Raw genomic sequence first — 15,159 nt, 5'->3', positions numbered from 1 at the left:
TAATGGTCTTCCATAAGCCATAATCATGATTGCCAAGGGACGCGAGATGAAAACCGGAACACGCCTGACCGCCCTGCTGGCCGCCGCCGCCGTCCTGAGCAGCGCCGGGATCGCCGCCGCCGCCGATGACGCGGCGTGCAGCACTGTCCGTCTGTCGGACCCCAACTGGACCGACATCAACGCCACCAACGGGGTGGCCAGCGTCGTGCTGGAGGCCCTGGGCTATCAGCCCCAGGTCAGCTTTCTGTCGGTGCCCATCGGCTATGAATCGATGAAAAGCGGAGAGATCGACGTGTTCCTGGGCAACTGGATGCCCGCGCAGACGGCCTTCATCGACGACCTGCAATCCGAAAACGCCATCGAGATCCTGAACCGCAACCTGACCGGGGCCAAGTTCACCCTGGCCGTGCCCGCCTATATGGCCGAACAGGGCATCCGCAGCCTGGCCGATCTGGACGCCCATGCCGAGGCGTTCGATCGCAAGATCCACGGGATCGAGCCGGGCGCCCCCGCCAACCAGTCCATCGCCCAGATGATCGCCGCCGACGAATTCGGCCTGGGCGATTGGGAGCTGGTGGAATCGGGCGAACAGGCCATGCTGGCGCAGGTCGCCCGGATGGGCCGCAACCAGCAGGGCATCGTGTTCCTGGCCTGGGCGCCCCACCCCATGAACGCCAATTTCGACATCGAATACCTGGCGGGCGGTGACGATTACTTCGGCCCTGATTTCGGCGGCGCCGAGGTCTATACCCTGGCCCGCACCGGCTGGTCCGAGGCCTGCCCGAACGTGGCCGCGCTGATGTCCAACATGACCTTCGACATCGAGATGGAGAACGCCCTGATGGGCGAGATCCTGGACGGCACCGACGCGGCGGATGCGGCGCGCGACTGGCTGGCGGCTCATCCCGACACGCTGACCCCCTGGCTGGAAGGCGTGACCACGCTGGACGGCCAGCCCGCGGAACCCGCCGTGCGGCAGGCGCTTGGGTTGTAACGCCGCGCAATGACCCGTCCCAATATCCTGATCCTGATGGTCGATCAGCTGAACGGAACGCTGTTTCCCGACGGCCCGGCCGATTTCCTGCACACCCCGCACCTGCGCGCGCTGGCGGCGCGGTCCACGCGCTTTGCCAACGCCTATACCGCCAGCCCGCTTTGCGCGCCCGCCCGCGCCAGCTTCATGTCGGGGCAGTTGCCAAGCCGCACCCGGGTCTATGACAACGCGGCCGAATTCGTGTCCGACATCCCGACCTATGCCCACCACCTGCGCCGCGCGGGCTATCACACCGCGCTGTCGGGCAAGATGCATTTCGTCGGCCCCGACCAGCTGCACGGGTTCGAGGAGCGGCTGACCACCGACATCTATCCCGCCGATTTCGGCTGGACCCCGGATTACACCAAACCGGGCGAACGCATCGACTGGTGGTATCACAATCTGGGCTCGGTCACCGGCGCGGGCGTGGCCGAGATCACCAACCAGATGGAATATGACGACGACGTCGCCCATCACGCGGTGCAGAAACTGTACGATCTGTCGCGCCGTCAGGACGACCGGCCCTGGTGCCTGACGGTCAGCTTTACCCACCCGCACGACCCCTATGTCGCGCGCCGCCGGTTCTGGGATCTGTATGACGATTGCCCGGCGCTGGACCCGGACCTGCCCGACATCGACCCCGACCCCCATTCCCGCCGCCTGATGGAGGCCTGCGATCACGCAGCCTTCTCCATCACGCCCCAGGATGTGCGCCGCGCGCGACAGGGCTATTTCGCCAGCATCTCCTATGTCGATGACAAGATCGGAGAGATCCTGGACGTGCTGGCCCGCGGGCGGATGGATCAGGACACGATCGTCCTGTTCGTCAGCGACCATGGCGACATGCTGGGCGAACGCGGGCTATGGTTCAAGATGAGCTTTTTCGAAGGCTCGGCCCGGGTGCCGCTGATGATCGCAGCGCCCGGCTGGCAGCCGGGGCTGGTCGAGGCGCCGGTCTCGACCCTGGACGTGGTGCCAACGCTGGCGGGACTGGCGGGGCTGGATATCGCCGCTCTGGCGCGCTGGACCGACGGGCGCGATCTGGCGCCCCTGGCCACGACCGGGGCGGCGCGTGGGCCGGTGCCGATGGAATATGCGGCCGAAGGCTCGATCACGCCGCTGGTGGGCCTGCGCGACGGGCCGTGGAAGCTGACGCTCTGCGCCGCCGATCCGCCGATGCTGTTCGATCTGTCCACCGACCCGCAGGAACGGGTGAACCTGGCGACCGACCCCGCCCATGCCGACACGCTGGCGCGGCTGACCGCGATGGCCCAGGAGCGTTGGAGCCTGGAGCGTTTCGACGCCCAGGTCCGCGAAAGCCAGGCGCGGCGCCAGATCGTCTATGAGGCCCTGCGCAACGGCGCCTATTACCCCTGGGACCACCAGCCCCTGCAGAAGGCGTCGGAACGCTACATGCGCAACCACATGGACCTGAACGTGCTGGAGGAGACCAAGCGCTATCCGCGCGGCGAATAGCCTGCGGGCGTCGTGATCCCCCCGGGCGGCGTTGGTCGCCCGGGGGGTTTGGGTCACATCTGCTCAGACTGCGCGCCGCTGCCGGGTCTGGCGGGGCCCAGGTCGGGGGTCTGGCCCAGGGCTGCGAGGGGTTGCGTGGCAAAGCGGCCCTTGCCGTCGGGGGATGCGCCCTCGGACCAGCGGCCGGCGGCCGGCTCGCTGCCATCGGCCTGAAAGCCCAGATAGGCATAGCTGAACTCGGCCTGCTCGGCTTCGGGGGGGACGCTGTTGGGGATGGGGAAGGCGCCCGCCGCCCCGCCCAGCTCCTCCAGCGCGGCCATCCACTGGTTCTGGTGCATGGTGTCGCGCGCGATCAGATAGGACAGCATGTCCTTCATGCCCGCGTCATCGGTCATCCCCCACAGCCGCGCGGCCAGCGTGCGCCCGGTCGATTCGGCGGCGATGTTGGCGGTCATGTCGGCGGCGATATTGCCGCTGGCATAGATGTGGGACATGTCGAAGGGTACCCCGTCGCTGTCCACCGGCATGGCCGACAGCCCCGCCGACAGCAGGTTCTTGAGGTTCATGCCGCCCATCACCGCGCCCACCGCGGCGTCGCGCGCGCCCTCCTCCTGCAGGGACAGGGGCGCGCCCTCCAGGTTCAGGGCGACGGCGGTGGCCAGCATCTCGATATGGCCCAGCTCTTCGGCGGCGGTGTTCATCAGCAGGTCGCGAAAGCGGGCGTCGCCCCGCGCCCCGCAGGCCTGAAAGAAATACTGCATGGCGACGCGGATCTCTCCCTCGACGCCGCCGATGGCCTGTTGCAGGGCGCGGGCGAACAGCGGGTCGGGGCTGTCGACGCGGACGGGGTATTGCAGCTTGTTGTCGGTATAGAACATGGCAATCTCCGGAAACGGGCGGTTGATCAGGCGGGGGCCTGGGCTGCGGCGTTGATCACCGTCTCGGCCAGCCGGGTCAGGATCTCGTCGGTGGCGGCCTCCTCCTGCAGGGTCTGGTCCAGCAGGCGTTCGGCGTCGGCCAGCCCCAGCTGCGCGGCCCAGGCCTTCAGCGTGCCATAGCGGGCGATCTCGTAATGCTCGACGGCCTGGGCCGCGGCCAAAAGGCCCGCATCCAGGGCGGGGCTGCCCTTGAACTCGTCCATGATCTCCTGGCCCTCGGCGATGATGCCCTCGATGGCGTCGCAGGTCTTGCCGCGGGGCTTCTTGCCGATGGCGTCGAAGACCTCGGTCAGACGCTCGTATTGCGCCTGCGTCTCCTGCTCATGGGTCTCGAAGGCGGCTTTGAGGTCGGGGTCCTGGGCCGCCCGCGCCATCTTGCGCAGCGCCGTCGCGATCTTGCGTTCGGCGTAATAGATGTCCTTCAGCGTCTCGTGGAACAGCGTGTCCAATGTCTGCTCGGCCATGATGCGTCTCCTTTGGCGATGGGGCCGCTGAACCGGCAGAACACCCATATGTTCCAGAAGGACGTCAGAAGACCACAATCACCACGGGCGGGCTGGGGGCGCGGGTCCGGGGGCATCTCACGCGGCTATGTGCAGGCATTATGCGATAATCCTGGAACATCCCCGCACCCTCCCGGTTGGGACCGCTCCAAGTGGCAAATGCCGCACCACGAACCCTGAGGAGGACCCCATGACCAACGCCCTGACACAGACCAGCCGTGCCGCCATCGTGGCCGCCGCTTTGGCCGTCCCCGCCATGACCCTGCCCGCCTTGGCGCAGACCCCGCCGCCCGCAGGCGACGCGACCGGGGCGGGGACCACAGCCCCCGAAACCGCCGCCCCCGAAACGCCGGGGATGGACGGCGCGGCCCCCGGCACCGACGCGATGCCGGACGCGGGTCAGACCGGCACCGGGATGGATCAGACCGATATGGAAACCACCGGAACCGAAGGCGACTCCCCCGCCATCGACACCCCGATGGGCAGCGGAGAGAATACCGGCTCTGCCGCGCAGTCGGGCAGTTCCGCCGACATGGATCAGCTGACCTATCAGCGGGTCGTGGCCGACCTGCAATCGGGCCGCGACTTCAGCGATCAGCTGACGGGCGTGGGCGAGGATACGACGATCACCGTCACCCCGCTGAGCGCGCTGGAGCAGCAGGGCGGCGGCGCGCTGTCCACCGCCGACACCGGCACCCCGCCCCTGACCGGCGGCCAGACCACGAACGAGATCGCGGGCGATGGCGCCCCGCAGACCCAGGGGTCGGGCGCCTCGGCCGGCGCGGCTCCGGATGCGCCCGCGGGCATGGCAGACGGCATGGCCACGGGCGGCGGCACCGATACGGCGGGCATGTCGATGGGCACCCCCGGCGATATCGACATGGCGCTGGAGCAGGCGGGCGACAGCCTGACCACGATGCGCACCGCGCTGTCCGATCATCCGCAGGTCACGCAGGCCCTGGAGGATGCGGGCCATGATGCGCAGGACGTGGTCGCCCTGCATCGCGACGGCGACGAACTGACGGTCATCGTCGACGACCGCGACAGCTGATCGCGACCCGGCACCGCCCGTCCGGTCCCGGATGGGCGGTGTCCGCTGCTGCCGCCCATGCCATGGCGGCGCACCGCCGCGAAGGCCGATGGATCGCGTTGACGATGCCCCTCGGGCATGCCCGACCTGGCGATCGATGGGCAGGAGGCGGCCCTGTCAATGGTGCGGTTTGATCCCCTTGGATTGAACCCGGCGGTTCGCCACGGTGTTCATACCCGACGGCACGGCAAGAACGGAATGCAGGATGGCCCACCACCAACAGATCGGATCGCGCGTGATGCTGATCTGTCCGCCATATCACAGCCACCTGCAGGCCTTCGACGCGCTGGCCTGCGCCTTGCGGGCGCGGGGGCATCAGGTCCGGTCCCTGACCCAGCCCGGCCCGCCCCCGGATACCGGCCGGGGCCTGCGCCATGAGGTCCGCATCGGCGCCGCGCGCACTGATGCGCTGTGCCGCAGCGGCCCGGCCCAGATCGCGCGCTTTCGTCCCGATCTGATCCTGGGCGATCAGACCGAACCCGCCGCGGGCCTGCTGGCGCGGCATCTGGGCGTGCCGATGGTGTCGATCGCCTGCGCGCTGCCCTTTGATGCGGAGCCGACCCTGCCGCTGCCGTTCCTGGGCTGGTCGCCGGTCTCCTCGCCCCGCGCCATCGAACGGCTGAAGACCGCGCGGCGCATCGCGCAATGGGTGATGGGGCCGCAATCAAGGGTCATCACCGCCTGGTCGGCGGCCTGGGGCCTGGGGGATCGGCGCGATTTCACCGATTGCGTATCCGACCTGATGACCCTGTCGCAGACCGCGCCGGGGTTCGATCATCCGCGCCCGTTCGGCGGTCATCGCATCCGCTATACGGGGCTGTTCTGCCCGCCGCTGGCCGGGCCATTCCCCGATGACATCCGCCCCGACCCCGACCGGCCGCTGATCTATGTCAGCCTGGGCACGCTGCAGGGGCACCGGCTGGCGCTGCTGTCGCGCATCGCGCGGGCCTGCACGCGGGCGGGCGCGCAGGTGCTGGTCACGCATGGCGGCGCGCTGACGCCCGATCAGGCGCGCCGTATCCCCGCGACCTGGGTGCGCGATTTCGTGCCGCAGCGCGCGATCCTGACGCGGGCGGATCTGTGCGTGACGCATGGCGGGCTGAACACCGCGATGGAGTGTCTGGAACAGGGCGTCCCGATGCTGGCCTTGCCGCTGACCAACGATCAGCCCGGCGTCGCCGCGCGCATCGTGGCCAGCGGCACCGGCCTGCGCCTGACCCCCGCTTTCGCCATCGAAACACGCATTCTGGCGGCCCTGCGCCGCCTGTTGGCCGACCGGACGTTCCGCGACCGCGCGCATCGGTTCGCCCGGCAATCGGCCGCCTGGCCCCGTGCCGCAGGCGCCGTCGATCTGATTGAGACGCTGCTGCCCTCGCATGGACGCTCAGACGAACTGGCCCATGGCACGCAGGGTCGCGATCGCAAAGCCGTCGTTGATCCATAGCGACAGGCCCAGTTCGGTCACGGCCGCGACCGCCAGCACGACCCGCCCCGACAGCCCCCGCGCCAGAACCGCACCCAGGGCGGCGCTGGCGGTATCGGCCAGCGCGTTCAGGCGACTGTCGCCCTCATAGGACAGCGGATCGCCCGCCTCATAGCCGAACAGACGGATGCTGGAGGGCAGGTTCTCGACCACTTCCCACACGGTGCTGCCGGCAACGACGACGGCCAGGATGGTCCAGCCGCTCCAACCCGGCCGCACCCGCCGCAGGATCAGCGCCAGCACCGCGCCAAAGATCAGGTGCAGCGCGGAATAGGGGTCCAGCATGACCCGCGAATTCAGTGCGGGTTCGCCCGGCATCGCCCAAAGGCGCCCGCAATCGCAGCCCCAAGGCCGGTCCAGCACCGCGAAATAGGCCAGCGTGACCGCAATGGACGCGACCACCACCGCCAACGCCTTGGCGATGTCCGACTGCAGCGCGGGGTATCGCGGGGCGGTCTGGTCCTGAAACGCCACGGGGGCGTCAGGCCTTGTCGTCGGGGTCGCGCTTCAGCTTGGCGGGGTTCTGGGTGTCGAATTCTTCGGGGGAATGGGGCACACCGTGATGCTCCCCCTGCTTGTTGCGGCGATCCGGCTGGTCCTTGTCAGAGGGCGTGGGATGGTCCTTGGGGTCGGTGGTCATGGCGCGGTCCTTCCTGCTCGGGGGCTGTCCACGCCAAACCCCAAGCGACCGCGCCTTGTTCCGGCAAAACCGCTGCGCCCTATCGCCGCGTGATGCCCTCAAGGGGCGGCGGCGGGACCGGGCGCGTCACCAGCGCGGGCGGGCGGCGTTCATAAAACGCGTTACCGCCGGTCGTCACGACGTAATGCATGTTGTTGTAACCCGCCCGATAGCTGGCCGCGTGAAAGAATTGCGCATTGCCCACCAGCGGATGCCGCTCTCCGCGCAGGACCGAGCGCGCGGCCTCGCGGACCAGCCCCGCCTGACGCGGGTCCATGCGGCGCGACATGACGCCGGGCGCGAACTGGTTGCGCTGCGCGACCACCCCACAGACCGATCCAGGGTAATCGCCCGACCGCACCCGGTTCATCACCACATGGCCCACCGCGATCATCCCGTCGCGGCTGGAGCGGTTCGATTCGAAATACATCGCCCGCTCCATGCATTCCTGCGCGCTTGGCCGCCCGAACCCGCCGCAGCCCGCCAGCACCAGCACCGCGCACAGCGCCGCCTGCCGCCGCGCGCCTTTCCACAATCCCGCCCGCATCTGTCCCCCGGTGCCGCATCGCCCCATCATGTCAGACGCTGACGCCAGCGCAACGGGCGGTGTTGCGGATGTGATCGCGCATCGCAGCCTCCGCGGCGGAGGCATCGGCGCGGGCCAGCGCGGCGATGATGGCGTGATGTTCGGCGATGGACTGGCGCATGCGGTCCGGGTCGGTGTTCGGAATGGGCTGGCGCTGCGTCTCGGTCAGCAATTGCTGGACGGTCTGATACAGCTGCGCCAGCATCCGGTTCGGACAGGCCTGCGCGATGGCGCGGTGAAAGGCCAGATCGGCCTCGACATGGGCCACCAGATCGCCCGCGTTCCACGCCGCCTCGAACGCCGTCGCGGCGGCGCGCAGGGTGTCCAGCGCCGCAGGCGCGATGGCGCCCGCGGCCAGGCGGCACAGCTCTGCCTCGATCAGCAGGCGGGACTGAAACACGTCGCGCAGATCATGCGCATCGTCATAGCGCCAGGTCGTCTGCGACGGCCGCGCCGCCGGGTCCAGAACGAACGTCCCGCGCGCGGGCAGGGTCTGCACCAGGCCCAACGTCTCCAGCGTCAGCAGCGCCTCGCGCAGCGACGGGCGCGACACGTTCAGCTGCTCCGACAGCACCCGCTGCGATGGCAGCTTTTGCCCCGCCTTGAGCTCGCCCGACCGGATCATCTCTTGCAGGCGACGCGCGATCGTCTGCGTCACAGGCCCCTTGTCCCACATCACCCCGCACTGCCCTTTCCGTTGGCACCCGATCCACCATCCCTCTGCACAGGAACCACGACCATTGCAAACCGGATCGACCCGTGGCTTGATACTGGTCAGACCGGTTAGTCCGGTCAATCCAGAATCACAAAGACGGGGAGACTATCATGTTCGGACACGGAATGCGGACCACGGCGCTGGCGCTGGCCCTGATGGCGGGGTCGGCCCTGTCGGCGGCGGCCCAGCAGACACTGACGGTGGGCGCCAATATCGGCAACGTCCCGTGGGAGTTTCAGGACGATGCCGGAGAGTTCGTCGGCTTCGAGATCGACCTGGTCGCCGCCGTGGCCGAGCGCATGGGCGCCGAGGTCGAGACGGTGAACATCCCCTTCAACGGGCTGTTCTCGGCCGTGCAGTCCGGGCGGATCGACATCGCCACCAGCTCGATCACCATCACCGACGCGCGCCTGGAATCGGTGACCTTCGCCCAGCCCTATTACGACAGCGACCAGTCGCTGACCGCCCTGGCCGAGGGCCCGCAATCCCTGGCCGAGATGGAGGGCAAGGTGGTCGGCGTCGACACCGGATCGACCGGCGACATGTGGGCGACCGAGAACCAGGCCGAATACGGATTCTCGGACATCCGCCGCTATGAGGGGCTGGCCCCCGCGATGCTGGACCTGCAGGCGGGCCGGATCGACGGATACATCTCGGACATCCCGGCGCTGCAATATTACGTCGTGGACAAGCCGCAGCTGGCCGTGGTCGAACGCATCCCCACCGGAGAGAAATATTCGATGATGTTCGCCAAGGACGCCGAACTGGCGACCCAGGTCAACGCCGTTCTGGACGACCTCAAGACCGAGGGCGTGCTGGCGCAGCTGCACGAAAAGTGGTTCGGCGTGGCCCCCGATGCGGATTCCTCGACCGTCACCGTCCTGCCGATGCCGTCGCTGGACTGATCCGACACCCGGGTCCGGGCCCGTCCCGGACCCGAAAGGATGCACATGGATATTTTCGACACCTTCCTGAACGCCGATGTGATGCGGCGCACCTTTCCCATGCTGCTGCAGGGTCTGTGGATCACGCTGCAGCTGGGGGCGGCCAGCATCGTCGCGGGGCTGGTGCTGGGCCTGGGGCTGGCGATGGCGCGCCTGTACGGGCCGGCGCCCGTGCGGTTCGTCACGCGGCTCTATATCGACATCTTCCGGTCGATCCCGCTGCTGGTCCTGCTGATCATCGTCTATTACGCCCTGCCCTTCGTGGGCCTGCGCCTGTCGCCGTTCCTGTCGGCGATGAGCGCGCTGACTCTGGTGTCCGGCGCCTACACCGCCGAGATCTTTCGCGCGGGCATCGAGGCGATTCCCAAGGGCCAGTTCGAGGCCTCGGCCGCCCTGGGCCTCAGCGGCCGCCAGACCATGGCCGACGTGATCCTGCCGCAGGCGGTGCGGATCGTCATTCCGCCGCTGACCAACAATTCGATCAACGTGGTCAAGGACACCGCGCTGGCATCCGTCGTCGCCATGCCCGACCTGCTGAAACAGGCGACGCAGGCGCAGGCGCTGGCCGCCAATCCCACGCCGCTGATCGTGGCGGCGGCGATCTATATTGCGTTCCTGTGGCCGCTGGTCGCGCTGGTGTCGCGCATGGAACGCCGTTTTTCGGCACCGGGGCGCTAAGATGACCGGTTTCGTCAGCATCCGTAACCTGCGGAAATCCTATGGCAGCTTCGAGGCCCTGCGCGGCATCAATCTGGACGTCGCCAAGGGCGAGGTCGTGTGCATCATCGGCCCGTCCGGGTCCGGGAAATCCACCCTGATCCGCTGCATCAACCGCCTGGAGGGGTTCGACCCCACCAGCGAGATCCGCGTAGACGGCACCCCCGTCACCACCGGCCGCGCCCTGGCAAAGGTGCGCGCCGAGGTCGGCATGGTGTTCCAGTCCTTCAACCTGTTTCCCCACCTGACCGTGCGCGAAAACGTCATGCTGGCGCCCCGCCGCGTGCGCCGCACCACGCGCGCCGATGCGGCGGCCCAGGCCGACCGCCTGCTGGACCGCGTGGGCATCGGCGATCAGGCCGACAAGTATCCGGGCCACCTGTCCGGCGGCCAGCAGCAGCGCGTGGCCATCGCCCGGGCGCTTGCGATGGAGCCGCAGGTGATGCTCTTCGACGAGCCGACCAGCGCGCTGGACCCCGAGATGGTGGGCGAAGTGCTGGACGTCATGCGCGATCTGGCCCGGACCGGCGTCACCATGATCGTCGTCACCCACGAGATGGGATTCGCCTCCCAGGTGGCCGACCGCGTCATCTTCATGGATGCGGGCCAGATCGTCGAACAGGGACCGCCCGCGCAGGTGCTGTCCGACCCCCAAGAACCTCGCACGCGCAATTTCCTGGGCGCCGTGCTGAACCACTGAAGGACCACCCCGATGACACAGCTGGACATCGCCTATGTGCAGTCCCAATTCCCCGGCCTGACGCAGGACTGGGTGTTTTTCGACAATGCCGGCGGATCGCAGATCGCCCAGCCCGCGCTGGACCGCATGGTCGAGTTTCTGACCCACAGGAACGTCCAGATCGGCGGCAGCTATGCGGTATCACAAGCCGCCGCCGAGGCGCTGATGGCGGGCCGTCGCGCCGCCGCCACGCTGGTCAACGCCGCCCGCCCCGAAGAGATCGTGTTCGGCCCCTCGACCACGGTGCTGATGGGCAACCTGATGCAGGCCATGCGCCGCCAGTTCGCCCCCGGCGACGAGGTCATCGTCACCATGGCCGACCACGAAAGCAACATCGGCCCCTGGACCCGGCTGGAGGAGTTCGGCGTCACCCTCAAGGTCTGGCCGCTGAACGCGGACACGATAGACCTGCAGCTGGCCGATCTGGCCCCGCTGATGACCGACCGCACCCGGCTGGTCTGCGTGACGCATGTGTCCAACATCCTGGGCCAGGTCCATCCCATCGCGGATTTCGCGCGCTTCGTCCATGATCACGGCGCGCGGATCTGCGTCGATGCGGTCGCCTATGCGCCGCACCGGCTGATCGACGTGCAGGCCTGGGATGTCGATTACTATGTCTTCAGCCTCTACAAGGCCTACGGCCCGCATGGCGCGCTGATGTATGGCAAATACGACCTGTTGGCCGACCTGGACGGGCTGTATCACTATTTCTACGGCAAGGATAAGGTGTCTGCCAAGCTGGAGCCCGGCAACCCCAGCTATGAGGCGGCCTTCGCCACCGACGGCATCCTGGCCTATCTGACCGATCTGGCCCGCCATCACGGCGCCACGGGCGACGACCGCGCCCTGCTGGAGGCCGCCTTCGATCTGATCACCGCGCAGGAGGATGCGCTGACCGACCGCCTGCTGGCCTGGCTGTCGGCGCGCAACGATTGCCGCGTCATGGGCCAGCCGGTCAACCGCGACAGCACCCGCGTGCCCACCATCGCCTTCAAGTTCGACGGTGTCGATTCAGGCACGGTCGCCCGCACGATGGACGATCACGGCATCGCCATGCGGTTCGGCGATTTCCATTCGCGCCGCCTGGTCGAGCATCTGGGTGAGGATCAGGACGGCGGCGTGCTGCGCGTGTCGATGGTCCATTACAACACGCTGGATCAGGTCGACCGCCTGACCGATGCGCTGGCCCGGATCGTCGCATGAGCGGGCTGGATCTGGTCATCGCGGGCGGCACGGTCGTCACCGCCGCCGACACCTATGCCGCCGATATCGGCATCCGCGACGGGCGCATCGCGCAGATCGGCCACAATCTGTCCGGCGCCGACCGGATCGACGCCACCGGCCTGCTGGTCCTGCCCGGCGGGATCGACGCGCATGTGCATCTGGACCAGCCGACCTCGGACGGCACGACCATGGCGGACGATTTTGCCAGCGGCACAAGGTCGGCGGCGGCGGGGGGCAACACGACCGTGCTGCCCTTTGCGCTGCAGATCCGGGGCCAGTCGCTGCGCGCCTGCGTCGAGGATTATCACCGCAAGGCGCAGGGCAACTGTCACACCGACGTGTCCTTCCACCTGATCGTCAGCGACCCCACCCCGCAGGTGCTGGGGCAGGAGCTGCCCGCGCTGGTGCGCGACGGCTATACCTCGTTCAAGGTCTTCATGACCTATGACGACCTGGTGCTGAACGACGCCCAGATCCTGGACGTGTTCGAGGTGGCACGCCGCGAACGCGCCCTGGTCATGGTCCATGCCGAGGGCCATGACGCCATCCGCCACCTGACCCGCCGCCTTGAGGCCGAGGGTCGCACCGCGCCCTATTATCACGGCCAGGCCCATGCCCAGATCGCCGAACGCGAGGCCACGCACCGCGCCATCAGCCACGCCCAGCTGATCGACGTGCCGGTGGTGATCGTCCACGTCTCGGGCCGCGACCCGATGGAGCAGATCCAATGGGCCCGCGCCCGCGGCCTCAAGGTTCACGCCGAGACCTGCCCCCAATACATCACCCTGACCGCCGATGACCTGCGCGGGCTGGACATGGATTTCGACGGCGCACGGTATGTCTGCTCCCCTCCCCCGCGCGACGCAGATAGCCAGGCGGCGATCTGGCAGGGGCTGCGGGACGGGACCTTCGACATCTTCTCCTCGGACCACTGCCCGTTCCGCATCGACGCCACCGGCAAGGACACGCCCCGCGCAAGGTCCTCGTTCAAATACGTGCCGAACGGCATTCCAGGGGTGGAAACCCGCCTGCCGATCCTCTTCTCCGAAGGCGTCAGCAAGGGCCGCATCAGCCTGCAACGCTTCGTGGCGCTGACCTCGACCAACCCGGCGCGGCTCTATGGCCTCTACCCGCAAAAGGGCAGTATCGCCATCGGCGCGGATGCCGACCTGACGCTGTGGGACCCCACCCTGACGCGCCAAATCCGACAGGCCGACCTGAACCACGGCTGCGACTATACCCCCTATGAGGGGCTGCAGATCACCGGCTGGCCGGTCCGCACCCTGCTGCGCGGGCAGACCATCGCGCAGGACGGCCGCCCCTGCGGCGACCCCCAGGGCGCCCACCTGGCCCGCGGCACAAGCGAGGCCTTTGCCCCCTAGCCATCCGCCCGCACCACCACCGACATGCTAGGCCGCATCCCCGCGCGGTCCTGGACCGGGGTCGATCAGGATGCGCTCCGGCAGGCGCTGTACGATCGTGGTGACATTGCCGCCGCCCGCGCCGCCTGCCAACAGGCTGAACTCTGACGCCGAGGCGGGCGACAGCGCGTCCACCTGCCCGTGCAGCCGGCGATCCTGCAAGGCATCGATGGTCAGGCTGGCCCCGCTGCCGGGCTGCAGGCCCGCCGTCGCGGTCGCATGGAAATCGGCCATGACCCACAGATCGGTCCCGCCATGGGCACCACCGCGGTGCCGGGGGTGACATATTGCCCCGCGTGAACAGCCCCCTGCCCCATGGCGCCATCGACGGGCGCGAGGATCACGCGGTTCTCCAACGCGATCCCGGCCAGTGACGCTGCCGCAGGCGCGCCCGCGATCTCGGCGCAGCGCGCATCCAGTGCCACGGTGGCGGTGCGGACCGCCTCGGTCCGGGCGTCCAGCTGAGCCTAGACGCGGGTGGCCTGCGCCTGCCGCAGAGCCAGCCGCACCTGATCGCACGCCAACCGCGAGGTCACACCCCGATCCAGTAGGCGCCCCGACCACGCCGCCTACGCCTCGGCGTTCACTAGGCTGAAGGCCACCGCATTGCCCACCGCCTGCCCTGCCCGCGCCACAGCACGCGCCGCGCGGGCGTCCTGCCGGGCCACGGCCAGGGCGGCTAGGGCCCACGACACCTGCGCGCGGACCTGCGCCAGCTACGCTGGCAAGCGGATGTCCAGAAGCGGCACCCTGCGGTTCAGCTCGACCGCCACGGCCAGGGTCAGGGCGGCCACGGCGCCGGCCAGCGTTCAGCCGCTCCAAGCCACATCCGTCCAGTCGTGGATCGGCCCCAGTACAAAGGCCGCGATCAGCCCCCCTAACCCCAGGGCGATTAGCGCAAAGCTGACGAAATCCAGCGGCACCAGCACCTTGGCACGCGGCACCAGCCGCAGCGGCAGAGAGAACACTAGTTGTTCAGTCCCACGGTTTGTTGGTGCGATTCTTTCTCAGGAATGGCAAGGAAGCATTATGGGCCAGGTTCGCCATGGAAGCGCCACGACCACGCACGCCGTCAGAGCTGCAATAACGAGGGCCGGCCCGCCATCGGTCCGAGGGCCTGGCCTGGATGATCGCAAGCTTCGCTCGCGACGCTGAGCCGGGAGTTGGGGAGTGAGGAGGATCAGAAAACGATCCAGTGAATCGTTTTCCCGACGAACCAGAAGACGGTAGCGAAGTGGCGCAAGCGACAGACGGTTGAGGATCTCAAGACCGGGCCGAGAGAACCGCGCTCGACGATCCTGACCGAGGCCGAGGAAGCGACCATCGTCGCTTTCAGGCGGCACGCGCTGCTGCCGCTGGAGTTCAAGCGTGAAGCAAACGATCCGGGGGATCGTTTGTAGCGCAGAACGCCTCTCTGCCCTGCAGCCATCCATCCCGCACCTGACACGCTCGGCGCTGCATCGGTGCCCGGCACGCGACACGGCATCTCTCGACTGCTTGACGTGGAAGGCGACAAGCCGAAGCGGCAGAAGTTCAAACGCTACCTCATCGGCGTTTTTCACATCGACATCGCCGAGGCGCAGACCGCTGAAGGCAAACTGTTTTTGTTCG

Annotated in this window: 19 protein-coding genes and 1 pseudogene; 11 read left to right on the top strand and 9 right to left on the bottom strand. The window is 68.2% G+C overall.

From position 1 onward, the window contains the following. The first annotated feature begins 46 nt into the window (after window positions 1–46). A complete protein-coding gene (gene choX / locus FA740_RS08725; RefSeq protein ID WP_136856390.1) occupies window positions 47–994 on the top strand; it encodes a choline ABC transporter substrate-binding protein in 948 nt (315 codons plus the stop codon). Window positions 995–1,003: 9 nt separating this feature from the next. Further along, window positions 1,004–2,509: a choline-sulfatase gene (betC, locus tag FA740_RS08720; RefSeq protein ID WP_136856389.1), complete on the top strand. Its 1,506-nt coding sequence runs from the start codon at window positions 1,004–1,006 to the stop codon at window positions 2,507–2,509. A gap of 53 nt (window positions 2,510–2,562) precedes the next feature. On the opposite strand, the gene FA740_RS08715 is transcribed toward betC, so the two are convergent. Together FA740_RS08715 and FA740_RS08710 are read right to left on the bottom strand one after the other, a co-directional pair. Beyond that, window positions 2,563–3,387, bottom strand: a complete 825-nt coding sequence (locus tag FA740_RS08715) for a manganese catalase family protein (protein ID WP_136856388.1) — start codon at window positions 3,385–3,387, stop codon at window positions 2,563–2,565. A 26-nt stretch (window positions 3,388–3,413) separates the two neighbouring features. Continuing rightward, window positions 3,414–3,911, bottom strand: a complete 498-nt coding sequence (locus FA740_RS08710; RefSeq protein ID WP_136856387.1) for a YciE/YciF ferroxidase family protein — start codon at window positions 3,909–3,911, stop codon at window positions 3,414–3,416. Window positions 3,912–4,140: 229 nt separating this feature from the next. Here FA740_RS08710 and FA740_RS08705 point away from each other — a divergent pair, with 229 nt between their 5' ends. Together FA740_RS08705 and FA740_RS08700 are read left to right on the top strand one after the other, a co-directional pair. Beyond that, window positions 4,141–5,001, top strand: coding sequence for a hypothetical protein (locus FA740_RS08705; RefSeq protein WP_136856386.1), 861 nt, complete (start codon window positions 4,141–4,143; stop codon window positions 4,999–5,001). A gap of 244 nt (window positions 5,002–5,245) precedes the next feature. After that, complete coding sequence (locus tag FA740_RS08700) at window positions 5,246–6,484, top strand: glycosyltransferase (RefSeq protein ID WP_136856385.1); 1,239 nt, start codon at window positions 5,246–5,248, stop codon at window positions 6,482–6,484. Here the strand turns inward: FA740_RS08700 and FA740_RS08695 are convergent. The 4 genes from FA740_RS08695 to FA740_RS08685 form a co-directional block, all read right to left on the bottom strand. Next, window positions 6,425–6,997: a DUF2585 family protein gene (locus FA740_RS08695; RefSeq protein ID WP_136856384.1), complete on the bottom strand. Its 573-nt coding sequence runs from the start codon at window positions 6,995–6,997 to the stop codon at window positions 6,425–6,427. The genes FA740_RS08700 and FA740_RS08695 overlap by 60 nt on opposite strands. A gap of 7 nt (window positions 6,998–7,004) precedes the next feature. Then, window positions 7,005–7,163: a hypothetical protein gene (locus tag FA740_RS19675; RefSeq protein ID WP_169306262.1), complete on the bottom strand. Its 159-nt coding sequence runs from the start codon at window positions 7,161–7,163 to the stop codon at window positions 7,005–7,007. 79 nt (window positions 7,164–7,242) lie between these two features. Further along, window positions 7,243–7,749 (bottom strand): cell wall hydrolase, encoded by a 507-nt coding sequence (locus FA740_RS08690; RefSeq protein WP_136856383.1) that lies wholly within the window; start codon window positions 7,747–7,749, stop codon window positions 7,243–7,245. 31 nt (window positions 7,750–7,780) lie between these two features. Then, the gene (locus FA740_RS08685) at window positions 7,781–8,446 is read right to left on the bottom strand and encodes a FadR/GntR family transcriptional regulator (RefSeq protein WP_246053544.1); all 666 of its coding nucleotides are present in this window, start codon (window positions 8,444–8,446) and stop codon (window positions 7,781–7,783) included. Between the two features lie 167 nt (window positions 8,447–8,613). Here FA740_RS08685 and FA740_RS08680 point away from each other — a divergent pair, with 167 nt between their 5' ends. The 5 genes from FA740_RS08680 to hydA are packed head-to-tail and all read left to right on the top strand — an operon-like array spanning window position 8,614 to window position 13,509. After that, window positions 8,614–9,408 carry a transporter substrate-binding domain-containing protein gene (locus FA740_RS08680; protein WP_211243662.1) on the top strand — a complete coding sequence of 265 codons (795 nt, stop codon included), beginning with the start codon at window positions 8,614–8,616 and terminating at the stop codon, window positions 9,406–9,408. A 45-nt stretch (window positions 9,409–9,453) separates the two neighbouring features. Beyond that, window positions 9,454–10,125: an amino acid ABC transporter permease gene (locus tag FA740_RS08675; RefSeq protein ID WP_136856381.1), complete on the top strand. Its 672-nt coding sequence runs from the start codon at window positions 9,454–9,456 to the stop codon at window positions 10,123–10,125. 1 nt (window position 10,126) lies between these two features. Next, complete coding sequence (locus FA740_RS08670; protein ID WP_136856380.1) at window positions 10,127–10,864, top strand: amino acid ABC transporter ATP-binding protein; 738 nt, start codon at window positions 10,127–10,129, stop codon at window positions 10,862–10,864. 12 nt (window positions 10,865–10,876) lie between these two features. Next, window positions 10,877–12,106 (top strand): cysteine desulfurase-like protein, encoded by a 1,230-nt coding sequence (locus FA740_RS08665; protein ID WP_136856379.1) that lies wholly within the window; start codon window positions 10,877–10,879, stop codon window positions 12,104–12,106. Next, a complete protein-coding gene (hydA, locus tag FA740_RS08660; RefSeq protein WP_136856378.1) occupies window positions 12,103–13,509 on the top strand; it encodes a dihydropyrimidinase in 1,407 nt (468 codons plus the stop codon). The genes FA740_RS08665 and hydA overlap by 4 nt, the downstream gene beginning before the upstream one ends. Window positions 13,510–13,536: 27 nt before the next feature. On the opposite strand, the gene FA740_RS08655 is transcribed toward hydA, so the two are convergent. After that, window positions 13,537–13,782: an HlyD family secretion protein gene (locus FA740_RS08655; RefSeq protein WP_136856377.1), complete on the bottom strand. Its 246-nt coding sequence runs from the start codon at window positions 13,780–13,782 to the stop codon at window positions 13,537–13,539. A gap of 81 nt (window positions 13,783–13,863) precedes the next feature. On the opposite strand from FA740_RS08655, the gene FA740_RS19670 reads away from it, so the two are divergent. Then, on the top strand, window positions 13,864–14,013 hold the full coding sequence (locus tag FA740_RS19670) for a hypothetical protein (protein WP_169306261.1): 150 nt from the start codon (window positions 13,864–13,866) through the stop codon (window positions 14,011–14,013). A 104-nt stretch (window positions 14,014–14,117) separates the two neighbouring features. Here the strand turns inward: FA740_RS19670 and FA740_RS20335 are convergent, their stop codons facing one another. Further along, window positions 14,118–14,243, bottom strand: coding sequence for a hypothetical protein (locus FA740_RS20335; RefSeq protein WP_277355196.1), 126 nt, complete (start codon window positions 14,241–14,243; stop codon window positions 14,118–14,120). Between the two features lie 114 nt (window positions 14,244–14,357). After that, window positions 14,358–14,516 carry a hypothetical protein gene (locus tag FA740_RS19665; protein ID WP_169306260.1) on the bottom strand — a complete coding sequence of 53 codons (159 nt, stop codon included), beginning with the start codon at window positions 14,514–14,516 and terminating at the stop codon, window positions 14,358–14,360. Window positions 14,517–14,577: 61 nt separating this feature from the next. On the opposite strand from FA740_RS19665, the pseudogene FA740_RS08650 reads away from it, so the two are divergent. Further along, window positions 14,578–15,159: pseudogene (locus tag FA740_RS08650) on the top strand (transposase family protein); the annotation flags it as partial.

It is taken from the genome of Paracoccus hibiscisoli (genome assembly GCF_005048265.1).
Classification (GTDB): domain Bacteria; phylum Pseudomonadota; class Alphaproteobacteria; order Rhodobacterales; family Rhodobacteraceae; genus Paracoccus; species Paracoccus hibiscisoli.
Note: the sequence above shows the minus strand (reverse complement) of the source record. Positions and strands in the feature narration are given on the sequence as shown.

Coding starts and splice junctions, on each gene's coding strand:
- FA740_RS08715 (WP_136856388.1), bottom strand. CDS start 3,387: ATGTTCTATACCGACAACAAGCTGCAATACCCCGTCCGCGTCGACAGC.
- FA740_RS08675 (WP_136856381.1), top strand. CDS start 9,454: ATGGATATTTTCGACACCTTCCTGAACGCCGATGTGATGCGGCGCACC.
- FA740_RS08705 (WP_136856386.1), top strand. CDS start 4,141: ATGACCAACGCCCTGACACAGACCAGCCGTGCCGCCATCGTGGCCGCC.
- FA740_RS08680 (WP_211243662.1), top strand. CDS start 8,614: ATGTTCGGACACGGAATGCGGACCACGGCGCTGGCGCTGGCCCTGATG.
- choX (WP_136856390.1), top strand. CDS start 47: ATGAAAACCGGAACACGCCTGACCGCCCTGCTGGCCGCCGCCGCCGTC.
- FA740_RS08655 (WP_136856377.1), bottom strand. CDS start 13,782: ATGGCCGATTTCCATGCGACCGCGACGGCGGGCCTGCAGCCCGGCAGC.
- FA740_RS08710 (WP_136856387.1), bottom strand. CDS start 3,911: ATGGCCGAGCAGACATTGGACACGCTGTTCCACGAGACGCTGAAGGAC.
- FA740_RS19670 (WP_169306261.1), top strand. CDS start 13,864: ATGGCGCCATCGACGGGCGCGAGGATCACGCGGTTCTCCAACGCGATC.
- FA740_RS08670 (WP_136856380.1), top strand. CDS start 10,127: ATGACCGGTTTCGTCAGCATCCGTAACCTGCGGAAATCCTATGGCAGC.
- FA740_RS08700 (WP_136856385.1), top strand. CDS start 5,246: ATGGCCCACCACCAACAGATCGGATCGCGCGTGATGCTGATCTGTCCG.
- betC (WP_136856389.1), top strand. CDS start 1,004: ATGACCCGTCCCAATATCCTGATCCTGATGGTCGATCAGCTGAACGGA.
- hydA (WP_136856378.1), top strand. CDS start 12,103: ATGAGCGGGCTGGATCTGGTCATCGCGGGCGGCACGGTCGTCACCGCC.
- FA740_RS08690 (WP_136856383.1), bottom strand. CDS start 7,749: ATGCGGGCGGGATTGTGGAAAGGCGCGCGGCGGCAGGCGGCGCTGTGC.
- FA740_RS08665 (WP_136856379.1), top strand. CDS start 10,877: ATGACACAGCTGGACATCGCCTATGTGCAGTCCCAATTCCCCGGCCTG.
- FA740_RS19675 (WP_169306262.1), bottom strand. CDS start 7,163: ATGACCACCGACCCCAAGGACCATCCCACGCCCTCTGACAAGGACCAG.